General features: G+C 73.0%; 17 protein-coding genes. 10 read left to right on the forward strand and 7 right to left on the reverse strand.

The genetic code is table 11. The features are described from left to right. The first annotated feature begins 17 nt into the window (after positions 1-17). The 7 genes from mce to AB0M92_RS07165 all read left to right on the forward strand — a co-directional run bounded on the left by mce (position 18) and on the right by AB0M92_RS07165 (position 10,457). The gene (gene mce, locus AB0M92_RS07135; protein ID WP_048476381.1) at positions 18-446 is read left to right on the forward strand and encodes a methylmalonyl-CoA epimerase; all 429 of its coding nucleotides are present in this window, start codon (positions 18-20) and stop codon (positions 444-446) included. Between the two features lie 192 nt (positions 447-638). Next, positions 639-5,174, forward strand: coding sequence for a polarized growth protein Scy (gene scy, locus AB0M92_RS07140; protein WP_366101069.1), 4,536 nt, complete (start codon positions 639-641; stop codon positions 5,172-5,174). A gap of 193 nt (positions 5,175-5,367) precedes the next feature. Continuing rightward, the gene (locus AB0M92_RS07145) at positions 5,368-6,306 is read left to right on the forward strand and encodes a cellulose-binding protein (RefSeq protein WP_362735377.1); all 939 of its coding nucleotides are present in this window, start codon (positions 5,368-5,370) and stop codon (positions 6,304-6,306) included. A 149-nt stretch (positions 6,307-6,455) separates the two neighbouring features. Beyond that, positions 6,456-7,475 carry an ABC transporter ATP-binding protein gene (locus AB0M92_RS07150; RefSeq protein WP_366101070.1) on the forward strand — a complete coding sequence of 340 codons (1,020 nt, stop codon included), beginning with the start codon at positions 6,456-6,458 and terminating at the stop codon, positions 7,473-7,475. A 2-nt stretch (positions 7,476-7,477) separates the two neighbouring features. Continuing rightward, a complete protein-coding gene (locus AB0M92_RS07155) occupies positions 7,478-8,257 on the forward strand; it encodes an ABC transporter permease subunit (RefSeq protein ID WP_366101072.1) in 780 nt (259 codons plus the stop codon). Between the two features lie 197 nt (positions 8,258-8,454). Beyond that, positions 8,455-9,582 carry an ABC transporter ATP-binding protein gene (locus tag AB0M92_RS07160; protein WP_366101073.1) on the forward strand — a complete coding sequence of 376 codons (1,128 nt, stop codon included), beginning with the start codon at positions 8,455-8,457 and terminating at the stop codon, positions 9,580-9,582. Further along, positions 9,579-10,457, forward strand: coding sequence for an ABC transporter permease (locus tag AB0M92_RS07165; protein ID WP_366101074.1), 879 nt, complete (start codon positions 9,579-9,581; stop codon positions 10,455-10,457). The genes AB0M92_RS07160 and AB0M92_RS07165 overlap by 4 nt, the downstream gene beginning before the upstream one ends. Before the next feature lie 13 nt (positions 10,458-10,470). On the opposite strand, the gene AB0M92_RS07170 is transcribed toward AB0M92_RS07165, so the two are convergent. Further along, complete coding sequence (locus tag AB0M92_RS07170) at positions 10,471-10,797, reverse strand: ATP/GTP-binding protein (protein WP_366101075.1); 327 nt, start codon at positions 10,795-10,797, stop codon at positions 10,471-10,473. A 241-nt stretch (positions 10,798-11,038) separates the two neighbouring features. Here AB0M92_RS07170 and AB0M92_RS07175 point away from each other — a divergent pair, with 241 nt between their 5' ends. Further along, the gene (locus tag AB0M92_RS07175; protein ID WP_366101077.1) at positions 11,039-12,058 is read left to right on the forward strand and encodes an LLM class flavin-dependent oxidoreductase; all 1,020 of its coding nucleotides are present in this window, start codon (positions 11,039-11,041) and stop codon (positions 12,056-12,058) included. 56 nt (positions 12,059-12,114) lie between these two features. Here AB0M92_RS07175 and AB0M92_RS07180 read toward each other — a convergent pair whose 3' ends face one another. Then, a complete protein-coding gene (locus AB0M92_RS07180) occupies positions 12,115-12,507 on the reverse strand; it encodes an SCO5389 family protein (protein ID WP_266997067.1) in 393 nt (130 codons plus the stop codon). A 220-nt stretch (positions 12,508-12,727) separates the two neighbouring features. On the opposite strand from AB0M92_RS07180, the gene nucS reads away from it, so the two are divergent. Then, the gene (gene nucS, locus AB0M92_RS07185) at positions 12,728-13,399 is read left to right on the forward strand and encodes an endonuclease NucS (protein ID WP_048476388.1); all 672 of its coding nucleotides are present in this window, start codon (positions 12,728-12,730) and stop codon (positions 13,397-13,399) included. A gap of 88 nt (positions 13,400-13,487) precedes the next feature. Here the strand turns inward: nucS and AB0M92_RS07190 are convergent, their stop codons facing one another. The 4 genes from AB0M92_RS07190 to AB0M92_RS07205 form a co-directional block, all read right to left on the reverse strand. Next, positions 13,488-15,929, reverse strand: a complete 2,442-nt coding sequence (locus AB0M92_RS07190; protein WP_366101078.1) for an ATP-binding protein — start codon at positions 15,927-15,929, stop codon at positions 13,488-13,490. A gap of 190 nt (positions 15,930-16,119) precedes the next feature. Then, positions 16,120-16,443, reverse strand: a complete 324-nt coding sequence (locus AB0M92_RS07195) for an STAS domain-containing protein (protein ID WP_054224709.1) — start codon at positions 16,441-16,443, stop codon at positions 16,120-16,122. Between the two features lie 172 nt (positions 16,444-16,615). Continuing rightward, positions 16,616-17,464, reverse strand: coding sequence for a 3-hydroxyacyl-CoA dehydrogenase family protein (locus AB0M92_RS07200; RefSeq protein WP_366101079.1), 849 nt, complete (start codon positions 17,462-17,464; stop codon positions 16,616-16,618). Positions 17,465-17,656: 192 nt separating this feature from the next. Beyond that, positions 17,657-17,860, reverse strand: a complete 204-nt coding sequence (locus AB0M92_RS07205) for a hypothetical protein (RefSeq protein ID WP_366101080.1) — start codon at positions 17,858-17,860, stop codon at positions 17,657-17,659. 110 nt (positions 17,861-17,970) lie between these two features. Here AB0M92_RS07205 and AB0M92_RS07210 point away from each other — a divergent pair, with 110 nt between their 5' ends. After that, a complete protein-coding gene (locus AB0M92_RS07210; RefSeq protein WP_366101081.1) occupies positions 17,971-18,543 on the forward strand; it encodes a cob(I)yrinic acid a,c-diamide adenosyltransferase in 573 nt (190 codons plus the stop codon). On the opposite strand, the gene AB0M92_RS07215 is transcribed toward AB0M92_RS07210, so the two are convergent. Beyond that, positions 18,540-19,121, reverse strand: coding sequence for a hypothetical protein (locus tag AB0M92_RS07215; protein WP_366101082.1), 582 nt, complete (start codon positions 19,119-19,121; stop codon positions 18,540-18,542). The two genes, AB0M92_RS07210 and AB0M92_RS07215, sit on opposite strands and share 4 nt — an antisense overlap. Positions 19,122-19,252 lie beyond the last annotated feature (131 nt).

The following is a 19,252-nucleotide window of genomic DNA, read 5'->3' on the forward strand; positions in this document are numbered from 1 at the left end:
AGCGGTGCACTGGTCCCATGCTGACAAGAATCGACCACATCGGGATCGCCTGCTTCGACCTGGACAAGACCGTCGAGTTCTACCGTGCCACGTACGGCTTCGAGGTGTTCCACACCGAGGTCAACGAGGAGCAGGGTGTCCGCGAGGCCATGCTCAAGATCAACGAGACCTCCGACGGCGGCGCCTCCTACCTCCAGCTCCTCGAACCCACCCGCGAGGACTCCGCGGTGGGCAAGTGGCTGGCCAAGAACGGCGAGGGCGTGCACCACATCGCCTTCGGCACCGAGGACGTCCTGGGCGACTCGGAGGCCATCCGCGGCAAGGGCGTCCGGGTCCTCTACGACCAGCCCCGGACGGGTTCCATGGGCTCCTCGATCACCTTCCTGCACCCCAAGGACTGCCACGGAGTCCTCACCGAACTGGTCACCTCGAACCCCGACCACTGACGGACCACTGATGGCCCGATTCCCCGGCCGGTAGAGTGGCCATGGCTCGGCCGGGGTTCGGTGCGGAGACGGGGTCGGGGCCTGTGACCCCTGCCCCGGTATCTGACACCATTCCCCGGGGGCGTCGTTCAGCGGGCGAGCGATGCTCAATTGGGAGTGAGCTTGCGACCAGGGGACGGATGGGACCGCGCTGTGCGGGGCTACGAAAGCCAGGAGAGCCATCAGGCTGAAGCCGACCATCTCTCGCGCTTCGAAGCCGAGATGGAGCGGCTGAAGAAGGAGCGCGGGAAGGCCGTCCAGCACGCCGAAGACCTCGGCTACCAAGTCGAGGTGCTGCGCGCCAAGCTCCACGAGGTGCGCCGCAATCTGGCGTCCCGCCCCGCCTACGACAGTGCGGACATGGGCTACCAGGCGGAGCAGCTGCTCCGTAATGCCCAGATCCAGGCCGACCAGATGCGTTCGGACGCCGAGCGCGAGCTGCGCGACGCCCGGGCGCAGACCCAGCGCATCCTCCAGGAGCACGCCGAGCACCAGGCGCGCCTCCAGGCCGAGCTGCACGCCGAGGCCGTCAACCGCCGCCAGCGCCTGGACCAGGAGCTCAACGAGCGCCGCCAGACCGTCGAGGCGCACGTCAACGAGAACGTGGCCTGGGCCGAGCAGCTGCGCTCCCGTACGGAGTCGCAGGCCCGCCGGCTCATGGACGAGTCCCGCGCCGAGGCCGAGCAGTCCCTGAACGCGGCCCGCGCCGAGGCCGCACGCGTCGCCGAGGAGACCCGCCGCCGGCTGACCGCCGACGCCGAGGCCGCCCGTGCGGAGACCGAGGCGACCCTGCTGCGCGCCCGCAAGGAGGCCGAGCGGCTGCTGACCGCCGCCTCCGCGCAGGCCCAGGAGGCCACCGAGCACGCCGAACGGCTGCGCAGCAGCACCACCGCCGAGGCCGAGCAGACCCGGCAGCAGACCCTCGATCTCGGCCGGGTGGCCGAGCAGCGGGCCCAGGAGGCCGACGGCGCCCTGCGCACCGCGCGCGCCGAGGCCGAGAAGCTCCTCGCGGACGCCAAGGAGAGCGCCGCCCGGCAGCTCGCCTCGGCGGAGTCCGTGAACGAGCAGCGCACCCGCACCGCCAAGGAGCAGGTGGCCCGGCTGGTCGGCGAGGCCACCAAGGACGCCGAGGTCCTCAAGGCCGAGGCCGAGCAGACCCTCGCCGACGCCCGCGCCGGCGTGGAGCGGCTGCGCGCGGAGGCCGCCGAGCAGGCCCGCGCGGCGGCGGCCGAGGACACGGCCGCCCAGCTGGCGAAGGCGGCCCGTACGGCCGAGGACGTACTGAACAAGGCCTCGGAGGACGCCCGGGCCACCACCCGCGCCGCGTCCGAGGAGGCCGAGCGGATCCGCCGCGAGGCCGAGTCCGAGTCCGAGCGGCTGCGCGCCCAGGCGGCGACCACGGCCGCCGAGCTCAAGGGCGCGGCGAAGGACGACACCGAGGAGTACCGGGCCCGGACCGTCGAACTCCAGGAGGAGGCCCGGCGGCTGCGCGGCGAGGCCGAGCAGCTGCGCGCCGAGGCCGTCGCGGAGGGCGAGCGCATCCGCGGCGAGGCGCGCCGCGAGGCCGTGCAGCAGATCGAGGAGGCGGCCCGGACCGCCGAGGAGCTGCTGGGCAAGGCCAAGTCGGACGCGGACGAGCTGCGCGGCGGCGCGCGCACCGAGAGCGAGCGGGTCCGCGCCGAGGCCGTCGAGCGGGCCACCACCTTGCGCCGGCAGGCCGAGGAGACGCTGGAGCGCACCCGCGCCGAGGCGGAGCGGCTGCGCGGCGAGGCCGAGGAGCGGGCGGAGTCCGTACGGGCCGAGGCCGACGCGGCGGCGCGGGCGCGGCGCGAGGAGACCGAGCAGGCCGTCGCGGCGAAGCGGGCGGAGGCCGACGAGGAGCTCGTACGCCTGCACGCGGAGGCCGAGAGCCGGCTGGGCACGGCCGAGCAGACGCTGCGCGACGCCCGCGGGGCGGCGGAGAACATCCGGCGGGAGACCGCCGAGGAGGCCGACCGGCTGCGCGCCGAGTCGGCGGAGCGGATCCGCACCCTCCAGACGCAGTCGGAGGCGGAGGCCGACCAGCTGCGCACGGACGCGGCGGAGGACGCCGGGCGCACCCGCGCGGAGGCCGAGCAGGTCGCCGTACGGCTGCGCAGCGAGGCGGAGTCCGAGGCCGAGCGGGTGCGCGCGGAGGCGAAGGAGACCGCGGACCGGCTGCGCGCGGAGGCGAAGGCCGCCGCCGAGCGGGTCGCCGCGGAGGCCGCCGAGGCCCTGGCCGCCGCGCAGGAGGAGGCCGCCCGGCGGCGCCGGGAGGCCGAGGAGACCCTCGCGTCGGCCCGTACGGACGCGGACAGCGAGCGGGCGCAGGCCCGCGAGCAGAGCGAGGAACTGCTGGCCTCGGCCCGCAAGCGCTCCGAGGAGGCGCAGGCCGAGGCGGCCCGCCTGACCGAGGAGGCGGAGCGGCGCGCCGCTGAGCTGGTGTCGGCGGCCGAGGCCACCGCGCAGCAGGTGCGGGATTCCGTGGCCGGGCTGCGCGAGGAGGCCGACGAGGAGATCGCCGGGCTGCGCAGCGCCGCCGAGCACGTGGCGGAGCGTACGAAGACGGAGGCCGAGGAGGAGGCCGCGCGGGTCCGCGCGGACGCCTACGACGAGCGCGAGCGGGCCACCGGGGACGCCAACCGGATCCGTACCGAGGCGCGGGCCGAGACGGACGCGGCGAAGGCGCTGGCCGAGCGCACGGTCGGCGACGCGATCGCCGAGGCGGAGCAGCTGCGGGGCGACACCGCCGAGTACGCGCAGCGCCTTCGTACGGAGGCGACGGACGCGCTGTCCGCGGCCGAGCGCGACGCGGCCCGTACCCGGGCCGACGCCCGGGACGACGCGAACCGGATCCGCGGCGAGGCGGCGGAGGCCCTGGAGTCCTCGCGCGCCGAGGGCGCCAGGATCGTCGCGGAGGCGACGGCGGAGGCCGAGCGGCTGACCGGCGAGACCGAGGCGGCGAACGCCGTGACGGTCGGCGAGGCGGCGGCGGAGGCCGAACGGCTCACCACCGAGGCGGCCGAGGCGGCGGACGCCACCCGCGCCGAGGCGGCGGGCACCCTGGACGAGGCGCGCTCCGAGGCCAACCGGCTGCGCAGCGACGCCGCGGAGCAGGCGGACCGGCTCATCACCGAGGCGGCGTCCGAGGCGGACAAGCTCACCGAGCAGACGCGCGCCGCGAACGAGGCCGCGGTCGGGGAGGCGACGGCGAAGGCCGAGCGGCTCACCCGGCAGGCGTCCGACATGCTGGCCGCGGCCGAGCGGGACGCGGCGCGGGTCCTGGTCGACGCCCGCAACGAGGGCGACCGGCTGGTCGACGAGACGCGTGCGGCCAACGAGGCCACGGTCGGCGAGGCCGCGGCCGAGGCCGAGCGGCTGCGCGCCGAGGCGGCGGGCACCCTGGACGACGCCCGCGCGGAGGGCGGCCGGATCATCGGCGAGGCCACCGCGGAGGCCGACCGGGTCACGGTCGCGGCGAACGAGACCCTGGCGAGCGCCGAGCGGGAGTCGCAGCAGACGCTCGACGACGCGCGCGCCGAGGCGGGCCGGCTGCGCGGCGAGGCGGCCGAGCAGGCGGACCGGCTCATCACCGAGGCGGCGTCCGAGGCGGACAAGCTCACCGAGCAGACCCGCAAGGACAACGAGCGCACGGTCGGCGAGGCCCGGTCCGAGGCCGAACGGCTGCGCGCGGAGGCCTCGCAGGCCCTGGCTTCGGCCCAGGAGCACGCGACCCGTACCCGCTCGGAGGCCGAGCGGGTCAAGGCCGAGGCGGCGACGCAGGCGGAGCGCACCCGTGCGCAGGCCCGCGCGGAGTCGGAGCGGCTGCTGGACGAGGCCCGCGAGGAGGCCAACAAGCGCCGCAGCGAGGCCGCGGAGCAGGTCGACCGGCTCATCACCGAGGCGGCGTCCGAGGCGGACAAGCTCACCGGCGACGCGCAGGCGCAGGCCCTGGCCGCGACGACGGCGGCCGAGGAGCAGGCCGACGCGATGGTCGACGCGGCCCGCAAGGAGGCCGCGCGGATCTCCTCGGAGGCGACGGTCGAGGGCAACTCCCTGGTGGAGAAGGCCCGTACGGACGCGGACGAGCTGCTGGTCGGCGCGCGCACGGACGCGGCCGCCATAAGGGAGCGGGCGGAGGAGCTGCGCTCCCGCGTGGAGGGCGAGGTCGAGGAGCTGCACGAGCGGGCCCGCCGGGAGTCCGCCGAGCAGATGAAGTCGGCCGGCGAGCGCGTGGACAAGCTGGTGCGGGCGGCGACCGAGCAGAGCGTCGAGGCCGAGGCGAAGGCCAAGGCGCTGGTGTCGGACGCGAGCAGCGAGGCGAGCAAGGTCCGGATCGCGGCCGTGCGCAAGGCGGAGGCGCTGCTCAAGGAGGCCGAGCAGAAGAAGGCCGAGCTGGCCCGGGAGGCCGAGAGCGCCCTCGCGCAGGCGAAGGCGGAGGCCGAGCGGCTGGTCGACGAGGGCCGCCGCGAGCTGGAGGTCCTGGTGCGCAGGCGCGAGGACATTCAGGCGGAGATCTCCCGTGTCCAGGACGTTCTTGAGGCGTTGGAATCATTCGAGGCGCCTTCGGGCGGCGGAAAGCCGGTGGTCGGCGGTCAGGGCGCGGGGGGCGTGAAGGCGGGAGCCACAGCCGGTTCCACCCGTTCGGGTGGCAAGGCGTCGGAGGGCTAGCAATCGATCAGATTGTGTGTTCCTGATGAAGGTTCAGCCGAACGAGTGACAAGCATTCTGTCGCCTTGCCACTCAAAAGGGGTGTCATTGTCCAGATCAAACGTGGATTGACTCGATGACACGCCGCTCGGGCGCCTAGGATTCCCCTAACACCTCACGTAGCACCTCATCGGTCTCATTCGACAGGAACCCCATGAGCGACACTTCCTCCCCCTTCGGCTTCGAGCTCGTGCGGCGTGGTTACGACCGCGGTCAGGTGGACGACCGCATTACCAAGCTGGTCTCCGACCGCGACAGCGCCCTTGGACGTATCAACTCTCTGGAAAAGCGGATCGAGGAGCTGCACCTCGAAACGCAGAACGCCCAGGCCCAGGTGAGCGACGCCGAGCCGTCGTACGCCGGCCTCGGCGCCCGGGTCGAGAAGATCCTGCGCCTGGCCGAGGAGGAGGCGAAGGACCTGCGCGAGGAGGCCCGTCGCGCGGCCGAGCAGCACCGTGAGCTCGCCGAGTCGGCTGCCCAGCAGGTGCGCAACGACGCCGAGTCGTTCGCCGCCGACCGCAAGACGAAGGCGGAGGACGAGGGCGTCCGCATCGTCGAGAAGGCCAAGGGCGACGCCTCCACCCTGCGCGCCGAGGCCCAGAAGGACGCCGCCTCCAAGCGCGAGGAGGCCGACGCCCTGTTCGAGGAGACCCGCGCCAAGGCCGCCCAGGCCGCCGCGGACTTCGAGACCAACCTGGCCAAGCGCCGCGAGCAGTCCGAGCGCGACCTGGCCTCGCGTCAGGCCAAGGCCGAGAAGCGCCTCGCCGAGATCGAGCACCGCGCCGAGCAGCTGCGCCTGGAGGCCGAGAAGCTCCGTACGGACGCCGAGCGCCGCGCCCGCCAGACGGTGGAGACCGCCCAGCGCCAGGCCGAGGACATCGTCGCGGACGCCAACGCGAAGGCGGACCGCATCCGCAGCGAGTCCGAGCGCGAGCTGGCGGCGCTCACCAACCGCCGCGACTCGATCAACGCCCAGCTGACCAACGTCCGCGAGATGCTGGCGACGCTGACCGGTGCGGCCGTCGCGGCGGCCAACCCGATCGTCGACGACGAGCCGGTCACCCGCGGCGTTCCGGCGCAGCAGAGCCGCTAGTACGCGCGGTAGCGCGCGCGGGAGTTCACCGGCGGTCGACCGGTCGGACTGCCGCCGTCTACCCGCCCGTGGACGAACGTCCTGCCCGAGGGCCCTATGTCACCTGTTTGAGGTGGCGTGGGGCCCTCGGGCGTTCTAGCGTGAGCGGCATGATCGAGCTTGAGGGCCTTACCAAACGATTCGGCGCGAAGACCGCCGTGGACCACCTCAGCTTCCAGGTCAGACCGGGGGTGGTGACCGGCTTCCTCGGCCCCAACGGGGCGGGCAAGTCGACGACCATGCGCATGATGCTCGACCTCGACAACCCGACCAGTGGCACGGTCCGGATCGACGGGAAGCACTACCGGGACCTGCCGGAACCGCTGAAGCACATCGGTGCGCTGCTGGACGCGAAGGCCATGAACGGCGGCCGCAGCGCTTACAACAACCTTCTCTGCCTTGCCCAGTCGAACCGCATCCCGGAACGCCGGGTCGCGGAGGTACTGGATCTTGTCGGGCTGACGCCCGTGGCGAAGAAGAAGTCGAAAGGATTTTCGCTCGGCATGGGCCAGCGGCTGGGAATCGCCTCCGCCCTGCTGGGTGATCCGGAGATCCTGATGTTCGACGAGCCCGTCAATGGTCTGGACCCGGAGGGAATTCTCTGGATCCGAAACCTTATGAAGGGGTTGGCTGCCGAGGGTCGGACGATCTTCGTCTCGTCCCACCTGATGAGCGAAATGGCGCTGACCGCGGACCATTTGATCGTCATCGGCCAGGGAAAGCTTTTGGCCGACATGTCCATGGCTGATTTCATTCACGAGAACTCGCGCAGCTACGTCCGGCTGCGCTCGCCGCAGCAGGAGCGGCTCAAGGACGTCCTGCACGAAGCGGGCATCGACGCCATCAGCGTCCCGGCCACCGGCGCGCTGGAGATCGACGGGGTCGCCCCGGAGCAGCTCGGCGAGCTGGCCGCGCAGCACCAGATCGTGCTGCACGAACTCAGCCCGCAACGGGCTTCACTGGAGGAAGCGTTCATGCGCATGACGGCGGACTCCGTCGAGTACCACGCCCACGCGCCGGGAGAACCGGGGCCGCCCCCGGGGCCCGGCTCCGCGGACAACCCCGCCCGGCCGGCCGACGTCCCCGCGTGGGGCGCCGGGTACGAGGCGACGCGCAAGGGCGGCGAGTGATCATGTCCTCCTTCCCCGCCGTCCTCCGGTCCGAGTGGACCAAGATCCGCACCGTCGCCTCCACCATCTGGACCCTGGTCGCAGCGCTGGTGGTCACGGTCGGCGTGAGCGCCGGCCTGTGCGCCGTCTTCAACGCCACCTTCAACGACATGCCGAAGGAGCAGCAGGTCACCTTCGACCCGACCCTGGCCAGCTTCGCGGGCATGACCCTCGGCCAGCTCGCCATGATCGTCTTCGGTGTGCTGGTGGTGGGCACCGAGTACAGCTCGGGCATGATCCGCACCTCGCTGGCCGCCGTACCGCGCCGGGCGAGCTTCCTGGCCGGCAAGCTGCTCGTGGCCACCGGCCTCGCGCTGGTCGTGGGCCTGGTCACCAGCTTCCTGTCCTTCTTCCTCGGACAGGCCATCCTGGGCGACCGCAGCATCGGGATCGACGAGCCGAACGTCCTGCGCGCCGTGGTCGGCGCCGGCCTCTACATGGCCATGATCGCCCTGTTCTCGATGGGCGTGGCCACGATCCTGCGCAGCTCGATGCTGTCGCTCGGCATCCTGATGCCGTTCTTCTTCCTGGTCTCGACGATCCTCGGGGCGGTCAGCGCGACCCGCAAGGTCGCCCAGTACTTCCCGGACCAGGCGGGCTCCAAGATCATGCAGGTGGTCCCGGGGGCGATGGACAGCGGCGAGGCCCCCTACGGGCCGTGGGGCGGCTTCGGGATCATGGCGCTGTGGGTGCTGGCCGCCGTGCTCGGTGGCTACCTGGTGCTGAAGAAGCGCGACGCCTGATCCAGCTGTTCCCCGCGCGCCCGAGGCGTCCGCCCTGTGGCGGACGCCTCGGGTACTACGGGTCATCCCCGGGTCGGAGTCAGGGGCAGCTCAGGGATCCGGCCCGGGATGGAACCGTAGGCGACTCGATATCCTCTTAACCCTTACGCGGACGAAAGCCGTCCGGTCCTGGCTAGGGGCAGAGCAGAGGCAGAGCAATGATCGAGGCTGTCGGCCTGACCAAGCGCTACGGCGCCAAGACTGCCGTCGACCAGCTGTCCTTCCAGGTCAGGCCGGGTCACGTGACAGGATTCCTGGGGCCGAACGGCTCCGGGAAGTCCACCACCATGCGCATGATCCTCGGCCTGGACCGGCCCACGGCGGGCAGCGTGACGATCAACGGCCGGCCCTTCCGGCAGCTGCCCAACGCCCAGCGGCACGTGGGGGCCCTGCTCGACGCGAAGGCCGTGCACGGCGGCCGCCGGGCCCGCAGGCACCTGCTCAGCCTCGCCCAGCTCTCCGGGATCCCCGAGAAGCGGGTGGACGAGGTGCTGGCCGTCGTCGGCCTCCAGGACGTGTCCAAGCAGCGCACGAAGGGCTTCTCGCTCGGCATGGGCCAGCGGCTCGGCGTCGCCGCCGCCCTCCTCGGCGACCCCCAGGTGCTGCTCTTCGACGAGCCGGTCAACGGGCTCGACCCCGAGGGCATCCTCTGGGTCCGCACCCTGATGCGCCGGCTCGCCGCCGAGGGCCGCACGGTGTTCGTTTCCTCACACCTGATGAGCGAGATGGCGCTGACCGCCGACCACCTCATCGTGATCGGCCGCGGCCGGCTGCTGGCCGACATGGGCACCCAGGAATTCATCGCGCACAACTCGGCCGGATTCGCGCGGGTGCGCGCGGCCGACAACGATCACGGTGGCCGGGATGCACTGGGTGAAGCCCTGACCAAAGCCGGCGGCCGGGTCCTCCAGGAGCCCGAGGGAACACTGCGCGTGACCGGCCTGGAGCTCCCGCGGATCTCCGACCTCGCGCACGAGGCCGGCGTACGGCTGTGGGAGCTGTCCCCGCACCGGGCCTCGCTGGAGGAGGCCTACATGCGGATGACCCAGGCCGACGTGGAGTACGCCTCCACCGAGGACCCGCGCGCCGAGCTGTGGGAGCCGGAGCCGCTGACCGTCCCCGCCTGGGAGGACGGGCTCCAGGCTCCGGAGGTGCCGCGGGGCTCCTTCTTCGCTCCCCCGCCGCCCGGGGCGGGCGGACAGCCCTTCCTGATGCCCTCCGACCCCGGCGAGCTCGCCGGCCCCGACCGGAACCCCACCCAGGACACCCGCGAGGACACCCGATGACCGGCCCCACGACCCCCGCGCACCCCAGGAACAACACAAGCACCACGGGCGCCACGGGCACCTCCGACCGGCCGAAGAGCTACAGCTCCCCGCTGGAGACGCCCCGGCCCCACCTCGGGCACGCCGTCGCCTCCGAGTGGACGAAGATGATCTCGGTGCGCTCGACGGTGTGGACGCTCGGCTCGCTGGTGCTGCTCGTCGTCGGCATCGGGGTGCTGGCCGTCTCCGAGACGCGCTCGGCCGACTACCAGGAGGTGCCGCTCACGGCGCCCGCCCTGTTCGGGCTGCTGGTGGGGCAGGTCGCCGTGATGGTGCTCGGCGTCCTGACGATCACCTCCGAGTACGGCACGGGCATGATCCGTACGACGTTCACCGCCGCCCCCGACCGGGCGCGGGTGCTGACCGCGAAGTACCTCGTCTTCGCCGGCGTCGCCTTCGCCACCATCTCCGGGTCGGTGGCCGTCGTGGGTCTCTCCTCCGCGATCCTGCGGGGTGGCGCGGGTTCCGGTTCGCACGGCGGCGGCGAATGGGCCCGTGCCCTGGCCGGCTGCGTCTACGTCACCCTGCTCGGGGTCCTCGCCCTCGCGATCGGGGCCATGCTGCGGCACTCCGCGGGAGCGATCGCCGTGATGCTGGGGCTGGTCACGCTGCCGCCGGTGGTGGGGGGAATGGTCAGCATGTGGCAGACCCTGGCCCCGCTCGGCAGCGTCATCCTCCGGTACAACGCCCCGGTCGCCCTGATGGGGCTGTTCGGCCTGCCGGACGCCGCCACCGGGAACTCTCCCGGAAGCGGGCTCCAGGTCCTGCTGATCCTGCTGGTGACGGGCGCCGCGGTGGCGGGCTCGTACGCGGTGGTCGGCCGCCGCGACGTGTGAGCGCCGGTACCGCCTAGTGCCTGGGAGCGTTCCTGGACCGCTGCACCCTTGAGGTGCGGCGGTCCTTCGCGTTCCAGCAGGCCTTGTGCCAGTGCCGGCGGTCGTCCACACCGCCGTACTCCGGCCAGGCCACCAGGTGCGGGGTGCCCGAGGGGATCTCCTGGTCGCAGCCGGGGCAGCGGTAGCGCTTGCCCGCCGCGCTCGCGCCCGCGACGTGCCGGATCTTCCATTCCTCGCCCTGGTACTCCTCCGTGCGCTCCAGCCCGTAGCGGTCGAGGCCGGTGCTGGGGCGTTCGTCCGGAGTCTCGCCGCCCCTGGGGCGGTTGTGGCGCGGTGACACGTATACCTCACGTATGGGCGGACGGAAGTGACTTTCTCCCAGACTACGCGCAGCGAGGCCGGGTACCCGCAGGGTGGCTGACAGAGGTCGGCCGACCTCGACGTGCTCGCAGTCGGCTGGCCTGACTATCCCAATAACTTTCGTGTCAGGCCGTGCCTTTGGCACGTGTCAGACGTTGTTGCCATCAGATGAACCGGTCCACCTGGGGGAGGCCGCGTCAGCCACGAGGAGGGCAAAGGCGATGCGCGTAGGAGCGTTTGTACTGGCGGCCCAGTTTCCGGGCCAGGGGCAGGGGGAGGCGCTGCACCGGGCGGTGCGGACCGCGGAGGTGGCCGAGGAGGCGGGGCTGGACTCGGTGTGGCTCGCCGAGCACCACTTCGTCCCGTACGGGGTGTGCCCCTCGGCGGTGACCCTGGCGGCCCTCCTGCTGGGGCGGACCCGGCGGCTGCGGGTGGGAACGGCCGTGAGCGTGCTGCCGAACACGCATCCGGTGGCCCTCGGGGAGCAGGCGGCACTGCTGCACCTGACCTCCGGCGGCCGCTTCACGCTGGGGGTGGGCCGGGGCGGTCCCTGGGTGGACCTGGAGGTGTTCGGCGGCGGCCTGGACTCCTACGAGAAGGAGTTCCCGGAGGGACTGGACCTGCTGCGGCGCTGGCTGGCCGAACCGCGGGTGGCGGCCGCCGGCGAGCGGTACGGGTTCCGCGAAGTGGCCGTCGTACCGCGTCCGTCGGAGGCGCTGGACGGGGACGGATCAGGGCCGGAAGTGATCGTCGCGTGCACCTCCCCCGCCTCCGTCCGGCTGGCCGCGCAGCGGGGGCTGCCGATGCTGCTGGGCATGCACTGCGGGGACGAGGACAAGGCGGAGATGGTCGCGCTGTACCGTCGTACGGCCGCGGCGGCGGGGCGGAACCCGCACGCCCCGCACGTGTCGGCGGGCGTGTGCCAGCTGGCGGACCGTACGGCGGACGCCCGCGAGGCCCTGCTGAAGGCCATGCCGGGGTGGTTGAAGCAGGGGCTGGACGCGCACGTGACGGTGGACGGCCGGGAGCGCGCGATGCGGGACCCCGTCGCCTACACGGAGCTGCTGTGCGACCTGCACCCGGTGGGCACCCCGCGGCTGGCGGCGAACCGGCTGGCGGCGACCTCGGAGCGGACGGGCATCACGCGGTTCGCGCTGCTGGCGGAGGGCTCCGGGGATCTCGCCGCGACGGAGGAGAACGTCCGGCGCCTCGGCGCCGAGGTCCTGCCCCGTCTCGGCTGAGGCTGCCGCCCCGGTATCACCTCCCCCGATACGGAGCGGCAGCGAAGTGCGGTCGGTCAGCAGTCCCGGAGTTCGGGCGACTGGTTGAGCAGCTGGCCGCGGATCGAAGTGAACTTGGCGAGCCGGTCGTCCGACGAGGGATCCAGCGGGAACACGGCCACCCGGTGGCAGTTCTGGAACGCCAGGCGCACGCCGAAGTGCCGCTGCAGCGCACCACGTATCGCGTCACTCGCGAGAGCGCGCAGCAGCTGGCCACGCGCCTGCTCGTCGGGCGGCGGCGCCTGGTTGTCGGCGAACTCTCCGCCGTCCACCTTCAGCTGGGCCACCAGCGAGCTGATCATCTCCCACGCGAAGGGCAGGGAGGTCCGGACGCAGTCGACGAAAGCGGCTTCGTCGACCTCGCCTCGCTCGGCCTGTTCGAGTAGGGCCGGTGAGACGTCGAGCGACATGGGTTCTCCTCTCGCGACCCCGGCGGTTTGGGTTGCCGGAGTCTTACGGGCAGGGAAGGGGGCCGCGACGCAGAGTGCACGCTCCGCCACCTCCTGCTCACCACGGTAGGCGCCCCATGGGTGGCGCACCAGGAGAATGCGCATACAACGCGCCATCGGCGAACGGGGCTTTCGGGGGCGAATCGCGTGCAGGCCTTCTCGTCGAGTAGCGTTGCCGACCATGCGTCTCGTCATCGCCCGCTGCTCCGTCGACTACGCGGGCCGGCTCACCGCCCATCTGCCCTCGGCACCCCGTCTGATCCTCGTGAAGGCCGACGGCAGTGTCTCGATCCACGCGGACGACCGGGCGTACAAACCGCTCAACTGGATGTCGCCCCCCTGCACCCTCAAGGAGGGGAGCGGGGATGAGGCCGGCGTCTGGACGGTCGTCAACAAGGCGGGCGAGAAGCTCATCATCACCATGGAGGAAGTCCTCCACGACTCCTCCCACGAGCTGGGCATCGACCCCGGCCTCATCAAGGACGGCGTCGAAGCACACCTCCAGGAGCTCCTGGCGGACCGCATCGAAACGCTGGGCGACGGCTACACGCTGATCCGGCGGGAGTACATGACGGCGATCGGGCCGGTGGACATCCTGTGCCGGGACGCCTCCGGCGCGACGGTGGCCGTGGAGATCAAGCGGCGCGGTGAGATCGACGGCGTGGAGCAGCTGACCCGCTACCTGGAACTGCTGAACCGGGACCCGCACCTGGCGCCGGTGCGCGGCGTTTTCGCGGCCCAGGAGATCAAGCCGCAGGCCCGCGTTCTGGCCACGGACCGCGGCATGGACTGCGTGGTCCTGGACTACAACGCCATGCGCGGCATCGAGGACGACAAGCTCCGCCTGTTCTGACGGAGCCTGGGCCGGAGCCGGCTCCGGCCGCGGTCCCGCCCCCGCCCGCCCGCCCGCCCGCCCGCCCGCCCGCCCGCCCGCCCGCCCGCTACAGCGTCGCCGTCGGGCTGGCGGGTGTTGTCGTCGCGATGGGCGTCGGCGTGGGCGTCGGTGTGGGCGGCGCCGTGGGCGGAGTCGTCGACGGGTCCGGGGACGGCGACGTCGGTCCGTTCGAGGACGGCTTCTGCGACGGCGGCGGCGTGACCGGCTTGCGCGACGGGGGCCGCGGCGGCTGGTTCGGGTCCGGCGTGAGGGTCGACTGCGGGGAGCCCGGGTCCGAGGCTTCGGGGGCCGGAGTTCCCGGGTCCGCTGCAGAATCGTTCCCGCTCGTGCCCGGCACGCCCGGTGCCGATGCTCCCGCCGTCGGCGTGGAGGACACCGCCGGACCGTCCCCGCCCGCCGGGGTCTGCGGATCGTCCGAGCCGGACATCGCCAGGGCCATCACCGTACCCAGCACCACCACCGTCAGCGCCCCCGCGGCGGCCAGCAGCACCGGCTTGCGGCCCGGCCGCGTACGCCGCGCCGGCGCGGCCGCGCCCACGGTGGCGGGCGCCGCCGGCGGCGCGGACTTCGGGGTCAGGGGGAAGGCCTCCTCGAACACCTCCGTGAGACTCGTCGGGGAATCCGAGCGGCCGATCACCGGCACCACGGGCGTCACCGGCGCCACCGGTGTCACCGGCACCACGGCTGTCACGGCCGTCACGGGCGCCGCGGGCGCCGCCGCGGGCAGCACCGTCGTGACGGCCTCGGCGGCCCCGCCGGCCGGTGCGGGCGCCGGCGGCTCCAGCCGCAGCGGCGGCGAGACCTCCACCCCCGCCTTCTCGCGGTCGGCGACCAGTGCGAGCGCCCGGCGCCCCGCCACCGTGCCCCGCTTGTCGGCGAGCGCGCCCTTCAGGCCTATGGAGGCCTCCAGTTCGGCCCGCGCCCGGTCCAGGCGCCCCTCGCACAGTGCGAGCACGCCGAGCTCGTGGTGGAAGTACGCCTGCTCCGCGACCTCCCCCGCCTTCCGGGCGGCCTCGGCACCGGAGCGCAGCACCCGCTCCCACGCCTCCCAGTGCCGCGAGGCCGCGAACGCCGGGGCCGCGGTCCGGGCCAGCAGCACGGCGGCCACCACGTCCGCGCCGGCCAGCGCCGCCAGCACCGCGTCGGCCTCGGCCGCGACCCGCTCCGGGGTCACCGAGGCGTGCCCGGTCCACCAGGCGTAGTGACGGGCGGCCGTACGGGCCTCCTCGGCCGCGGTGTCCCCGTACCCGGCCTCCTCCAGCTGGCGCAGGACCCCGGCGGCCAGCCGGTAACGGGTGCCGACCGGGGTGAGCAGTCCGCAGCCCAGCAGTTCCGCGACCGCCGCGTCGGCGTGGGTGTCCCCCACGAGCGCCGGCAGGTGGGCGTGGTGCGGGAGCTCCCCGCCCAGCGCGCTCGCGATCCGCAGCGCCGCCCGCGCCGACTCGCTGACCCGGGAGGCCAGCAGCTCGGCGGGGGCCGCGCCCTCGGCCAGCGTGGGCAGCGCCACGAACTCGGCGTCGCGCGGCCGCTCGTCGAAGACCCCGGGCTCGTCGTGCTCGTCCTCGGCGGAGGACAGGTTCCGTTCGTCGCGCTGGCGCAGCAGCGCCGCCGCCTGGACGAACCGCAGCGGCAGCCCCTCGGAGGCGAACCGCAGGTCTCCCGCCCAGGCGGTCTCCTCCTCGGTCAGCGCCCGGCCCACGCCCGCTTCCAGCAGCTCCACGCAGTCGGCCCGGCCCAGCCCACCGAGGAAGATCTCCTCCAGGTGCGAGTCGTCGGAGGGGGCGCGGACGTCGGGGGTGGCTGCCAGCAGGTAGGCGCACTCGGGGGTGGCGCGCAGCAGCTCGTCGAGGACGGCGCCGCCCATCTCCAGGTCGTCGAGGAGCACGATGGCGCCGATGTCCCGGACGCGGGCGAGGAGTTGGGTGCGCTCGGGACGCTCCAGGGGGGCCTCGTACACGGCGTCGTACAGCGCGTACAGCAGCTCGCCGGGCTGCTGGTGCCCGTATCCGCTCAGCCGTACGACGCCGTCGGGCGCCAGGTGCGTGCATTCGGCGGCGACGGCGTCGAGCAGGGAGCTGCGGCCGGAGCCGGCGGGGCCGGTCAGCCGTACGGAGCGGCCGCGGCCCAGCAGCCGTACCAGGCGCCCCCGCTCCTCGTCGCGGGCCAGCAGCGGCGGGGTCGGGGCGGCGGGGCCGGGCAGGACGGGCGGCCGCGCGGCGGCCTCCCGGGCGGCGCGGCCGGCGGCGTCGCGCTTGGCGGGGGCGCTGCCGCCGGTGCCGGGGCGGCGCGGTTCTATCTCGCTGCCGTCGACGGGGTTCACGGTGAGCGTGAAGTCCCCGGCGGTGAGGGTGACGACGCGCGCCACGCCGGGGCCGCCGGGGGCGGAGGCCGGGGCGGCCGGTGCGGGCGCCGCGGCGGCCGTCGCGGGAGGCACGGGTGCCGTCGCGGGCTGCTCCACCGGTTCGGGCTGCCCCTGCGTGCGGTCCATGACCTAGTCCCCCGATCGCGCCCTGCGCCATAGCCGTCGTGTCGTACCGTCCGGCCTTCGCACATTCCGCTGTCGCTACGGGTCCGGTTTCCGCCCGAACCCTAGACGGTGCCCGGTCGTGCGCGGAACCGCAGGGGTGCCATCACCACCGGACCGTTACGTTTCCGCAGAAGGGTAAACGGTGACCGTCTCAGACCCGCGGGAGGGATTCCGCTTCCAGTCCGCCCTCGATCGCGAGGATGCGGTGCAGCCGGGTGGCGACGAGGAGGCGCTGCATCTGCGGCGGCACCCCGCGCAGGACGAGGCGGCGGCCGGTCCGGCCGGCCCGCCGGTGGGCTCCCATGATCACGCCGAGTCCGGTCGCGTCCCAGGAGTCGAGCCCGGTGAGGTCCAGCACGAGGTCGCCGTGGCCGTCGTCGAGCGCGGAGTGGAGGGCCGTACGGGCGTCCGCCGCGCTGCGCACGTCGAGGCGGCCCCCGACAGCGAGTTCGGCGTGGTCGCCCCTGATGTGCATATGTGCTCCCGGCAGTCCTGGGTACGGGTACGTAGGGATCCGACTGGTCCGTGGTCGGCAACTCTCACCGCATCTGACTGCCGTTCGGGCAGCGAGGTTGCCGACCGTGAGCGAACCGATACCTAATTCACCCGTGCGGGTGCGGATATTCGAACTGGCGCTCAGTGTCGCTTCAGTGCTTGTAGAAGCCCTGACCGCTCTTGCGGCCGATGTCGCCGGCGTCCACCATGCGGCGCATGAGCTCCGGCGGCGCGAACTTCTCGTCCTGGGACTCGGTGTAGATGTTGCTCGTGGCGTGCAGCAGGATGTCGACGCCCGTGAGGTCGGCGGTGGCGAGCGGCCCCATGGCGTGGCCGAAGCCCAGCTTGCAGGCGATGTCGATGTCCTCGGCGGAGGCCACGCCCGATTCGTACAGCTTCGCGGCCTCGACGATCAGGGCGGAGATCAGACGGGTCGTCACGAAACCGGCGACGTCGCGGTTGACGACGATGCAGGTCTTGCCGACGGACTCGGCGAACGCGCGGGTGGTGGCGAGGGTCTCGTCGCTCGTCTTGTAGCCGCGGACGAGCTCGCAGAGCTGCATCATCGGGACGGGCGAGAAGAAGTGCGCGCCGACGACGCGCTCCGGACGCTCCGTCACGGCCGCGATCTTGGTGATCGGGATGGCGGAGGTGTTGGACGCCAGGATCGCGTCGTCCCGCACGAGCTTGTCGAGCGCGCGGAAGATCTCGTGCTTGATCTCAAGCTTCTCGAAGACGGCCTCGACGACGATGTCGACGTCCGCGACCGCGTCGAGGTCGGTGGTGGTCGTGATGCGGGCGAGCGCGGCCTCGGCGTCCTCGGCCGTCATCTTGCCCTTGGAGACGAACTTGTCGTACGAGGCCTTGATGCCGTCCGTGCCGCGGGTCAGCGCGGCGTCGGTGACATCACGCAGTACGACGTCCCACCCCGCCTGAGCGGAGACCTGAGCGATTCCGGAACCCATCAGTCCGGCACCGATGACGGCGAGCTTCCCAGCCACTGCACACCCCACGTTCTTCCATACGGCCCAGGCTCGTAGCCTCTCCGGCGGAGACTAGCGCCAGCGAGGGTTCGTGTGACCGCGAAGTAACACGCGTCACGTCTCAACTGACGGACATCACACCGCGACGGCCCAGCACCCGTGCGCGGCCGCACAGTTCACCCGCCGCCCGCGCGGGGGCGGCGCGCCGGCTCACGCAACCGCTCCGTCTCCCGGCGCGCCGCAGGCAGACGGCCGGGTTCGACGGCCGTGGCGCCCGCACTCGGCGCACACCGCCAGTTCACGCCGGATGTCCGGGTCGTCCGGGTACCGGGTGGCGAGGAAGCCCGCCGGGAGGTCGACCTGCCGGAGCGCCTCCGCCCGCTGCCGGATGTCGTACGGGTCGGTCAATCGCACCGCTCCCGGTCTCCCCCGCGCTCCCCTGCGCCGCGTCCCCGCAGGACGGCACGCCGGGCAGGGACCGCCGTGCCCGGAACCACCGCGGCGGGGCCGTCTAGGCTGGCGCCATGGTGAACCTCACGCGCATCTACACCCGTACCGGCGACAAGGGCACGACCGCCCTGGGCGACATGAGCCGTACGGCCAAGACCGACCTGCGTATCTCCGCCTACGCCGATGCCAACGAGGCCAACGCGGCCATCGGCTCGGCGATCGCCCTCGGCGGGCTGCCGGAGGATGTCGTGAAGGTCCTGGTACGGGTGCAGAACGACCTCTTCGACGTCGGCGCGGACCTCTGCACCCCGGTCGTCGAGAACCCCGAGTACCCGCCGCTGCGCGTCGAGCAGTTCTACGTCGACAAGCTCGAAGCCGACTGCGACACCTTCAACGAGCGGCTGGAGAAGCTGCGCAGCTTCATCCTCCCCGGCGGCACCCCCGGCGCGGCCCTCCTGCACCAGGCCTGCACGGTGGTCCGCCGCGCCGAGCGCTCCACCTGGGCGGCCCTGGAGGTGCACGGCGAGGCGATGAACCCGCTGACCGCGACCTACCTGAACCGCCTCTCCGACCTCCTCTTCATCCTGGCGCGCACGGCCAACAAGGAGATCGGCGACGTCCTGTGGGTGCCCGGCGGCGAGCGCTAGCGCCGGCGCTGGCGCTCGGCCGCGGCGCGTTCCTCCCGCGGCCCCGCCGCAGGGGGCTTGCGCGGCCAGAGCGTGTACGTGGCGGCGATCACGGCCTGGATGCCGAGCACCCGCAGGGCGGCGTACTGCCAGCTCTGCAGCGCGCCGGTGTCGGCCGCGTCGCCCACGTACCCGATCGCCCCCTGGAGCAGCCCGAGCGCGACGGCCGCGCCGACGAGCGTGCGCGTCCACAGCTTCCACTCGTGGACCGCCCTGGCCCTGCCGTACTTCGGGCCGGGCGGTTTCGGGCCCCCGGCGAAGCGGTACGCCGCGTGCCGGTCGAGCCACTTCACCGTGTAGTGGCCGTAGCCGACGGTGTAGCCGATGTAGAGCGCGGCGAGACCGTGCGTCCACCTCGGCTCGCCCCCGTTCTTGAGGTCCACTGCGGTGGCCACCAGCAGCACCAGTTCCAGCAGCGGCTCGCACAGCAGGACCGCCGCCCCCAGTCTCGGCATCCTCGCGAGGTAGCGCAGCGCCAGTCCGCCGGCCAGCAGCACCCAGAAGCCGACCTCGCAGGCGATGATCAGTGCGACGAGCACCGGTTTCTCCCTTCCGTTGCCGTTTGCGGCCTTCCGGCAACCGCTGGATCCAGCCTCCCTCCCGATCCCCGCCCCTTCGTCGTCGCCGGTGACGAACCGTGACTGCATCCTTCGGCGTACTGGCGCCCCGT

This window comes from Streptomyces sp. NPDC051582, assembly GCF_040681715.1.
Classification (GTDB): domain Bacteria; phylum Actinomycetota; class Actinomycetes; order Streptomycetales; family Streptomycetaceae; genus Streptomyces.

Coding starts and splice junctions, on each gene's coding strand:
- AB0M92_RS07180 (WP_266997067.1), bottom strand. CDS start 12,507: ATGTCGCTCGACGTCTCACCGGCCCTACTCGAACAGGCCGAGCGAGGC.
- AB0M92_RS07195 (WP_054224709.1), bottom strand. CDS start 16,443: ATGCACATCAGGGGCGACCACGCCGAACTCGCTGTCGGGGGCCGCCTC.
- AB0M92_RS07165 (WP_366101074.1), top strand. CDS start 9,579: ATGACCGGCCCCACGACCCCCGCGCACCCCAGGAACAACACAAGCACC.
- AB0M92_RS07145 (WP_362735377.1), top strand. CDS start 5,368: ATGAGCGACACTTCCTCCCCCTTCGGCTTCGAGCTCGTGCGGCGTGGT.
- AB0M92_RS07190 (WP_366101078.1), bottom strand. CDS start 15,929: ATGGACCGCACGCAGGGGCAGCCCGAACCGGTGGAGCAGCCCGCGACG.
- AB0M92_RS07210 (WP_366101081.1), top strand. CDS start 17,971: ATGGTGAACCTCACGCGCATCTACACCCGTACCGGCGACAAGGGCACG.
- nucS (WP_048476388.1), top strand. CDS start 12,728: ATGCGTCTCGTCATCGCCCGCTGCTCCGTCGACTACGCGGGCCGGCTC.
- AB0M92_RS07150 (WP_366101070.1), top strand. CDS start 6,456: ATGATCGAGCTTGAGGGCCTTACCAAACGATTCGGCGCGAAGACCGCC.
- AB0M92_RS07155 (WP_366101072.1), top strand. CDS start 7,478: ATGTCCTCCTTCCCCGCCGTCCTCCGGTCCGAGTGGACCAAGATCCGC.
- AB0M92_RS07175 (WP_366101077.1), top strand. CDS start 11,039: ATGCGCGTAGGAGCGTTTGTACTGGCGGCCCAGTTTCCGGGCCAGGGG.
- mce (WP_048476381.1), top strand. CDS start 18: ATGCTGACAAGAATCGACCACATCGGGATCGCCTGCTTCGACCTGGAC.
- AB0M92_RS07160 (WP_366101073.1), top strand. CDS start 8,455: ATGATCGAGGCTGTCGGCCTGACCAAGCGCTACGGCGCCAAGACTGCC.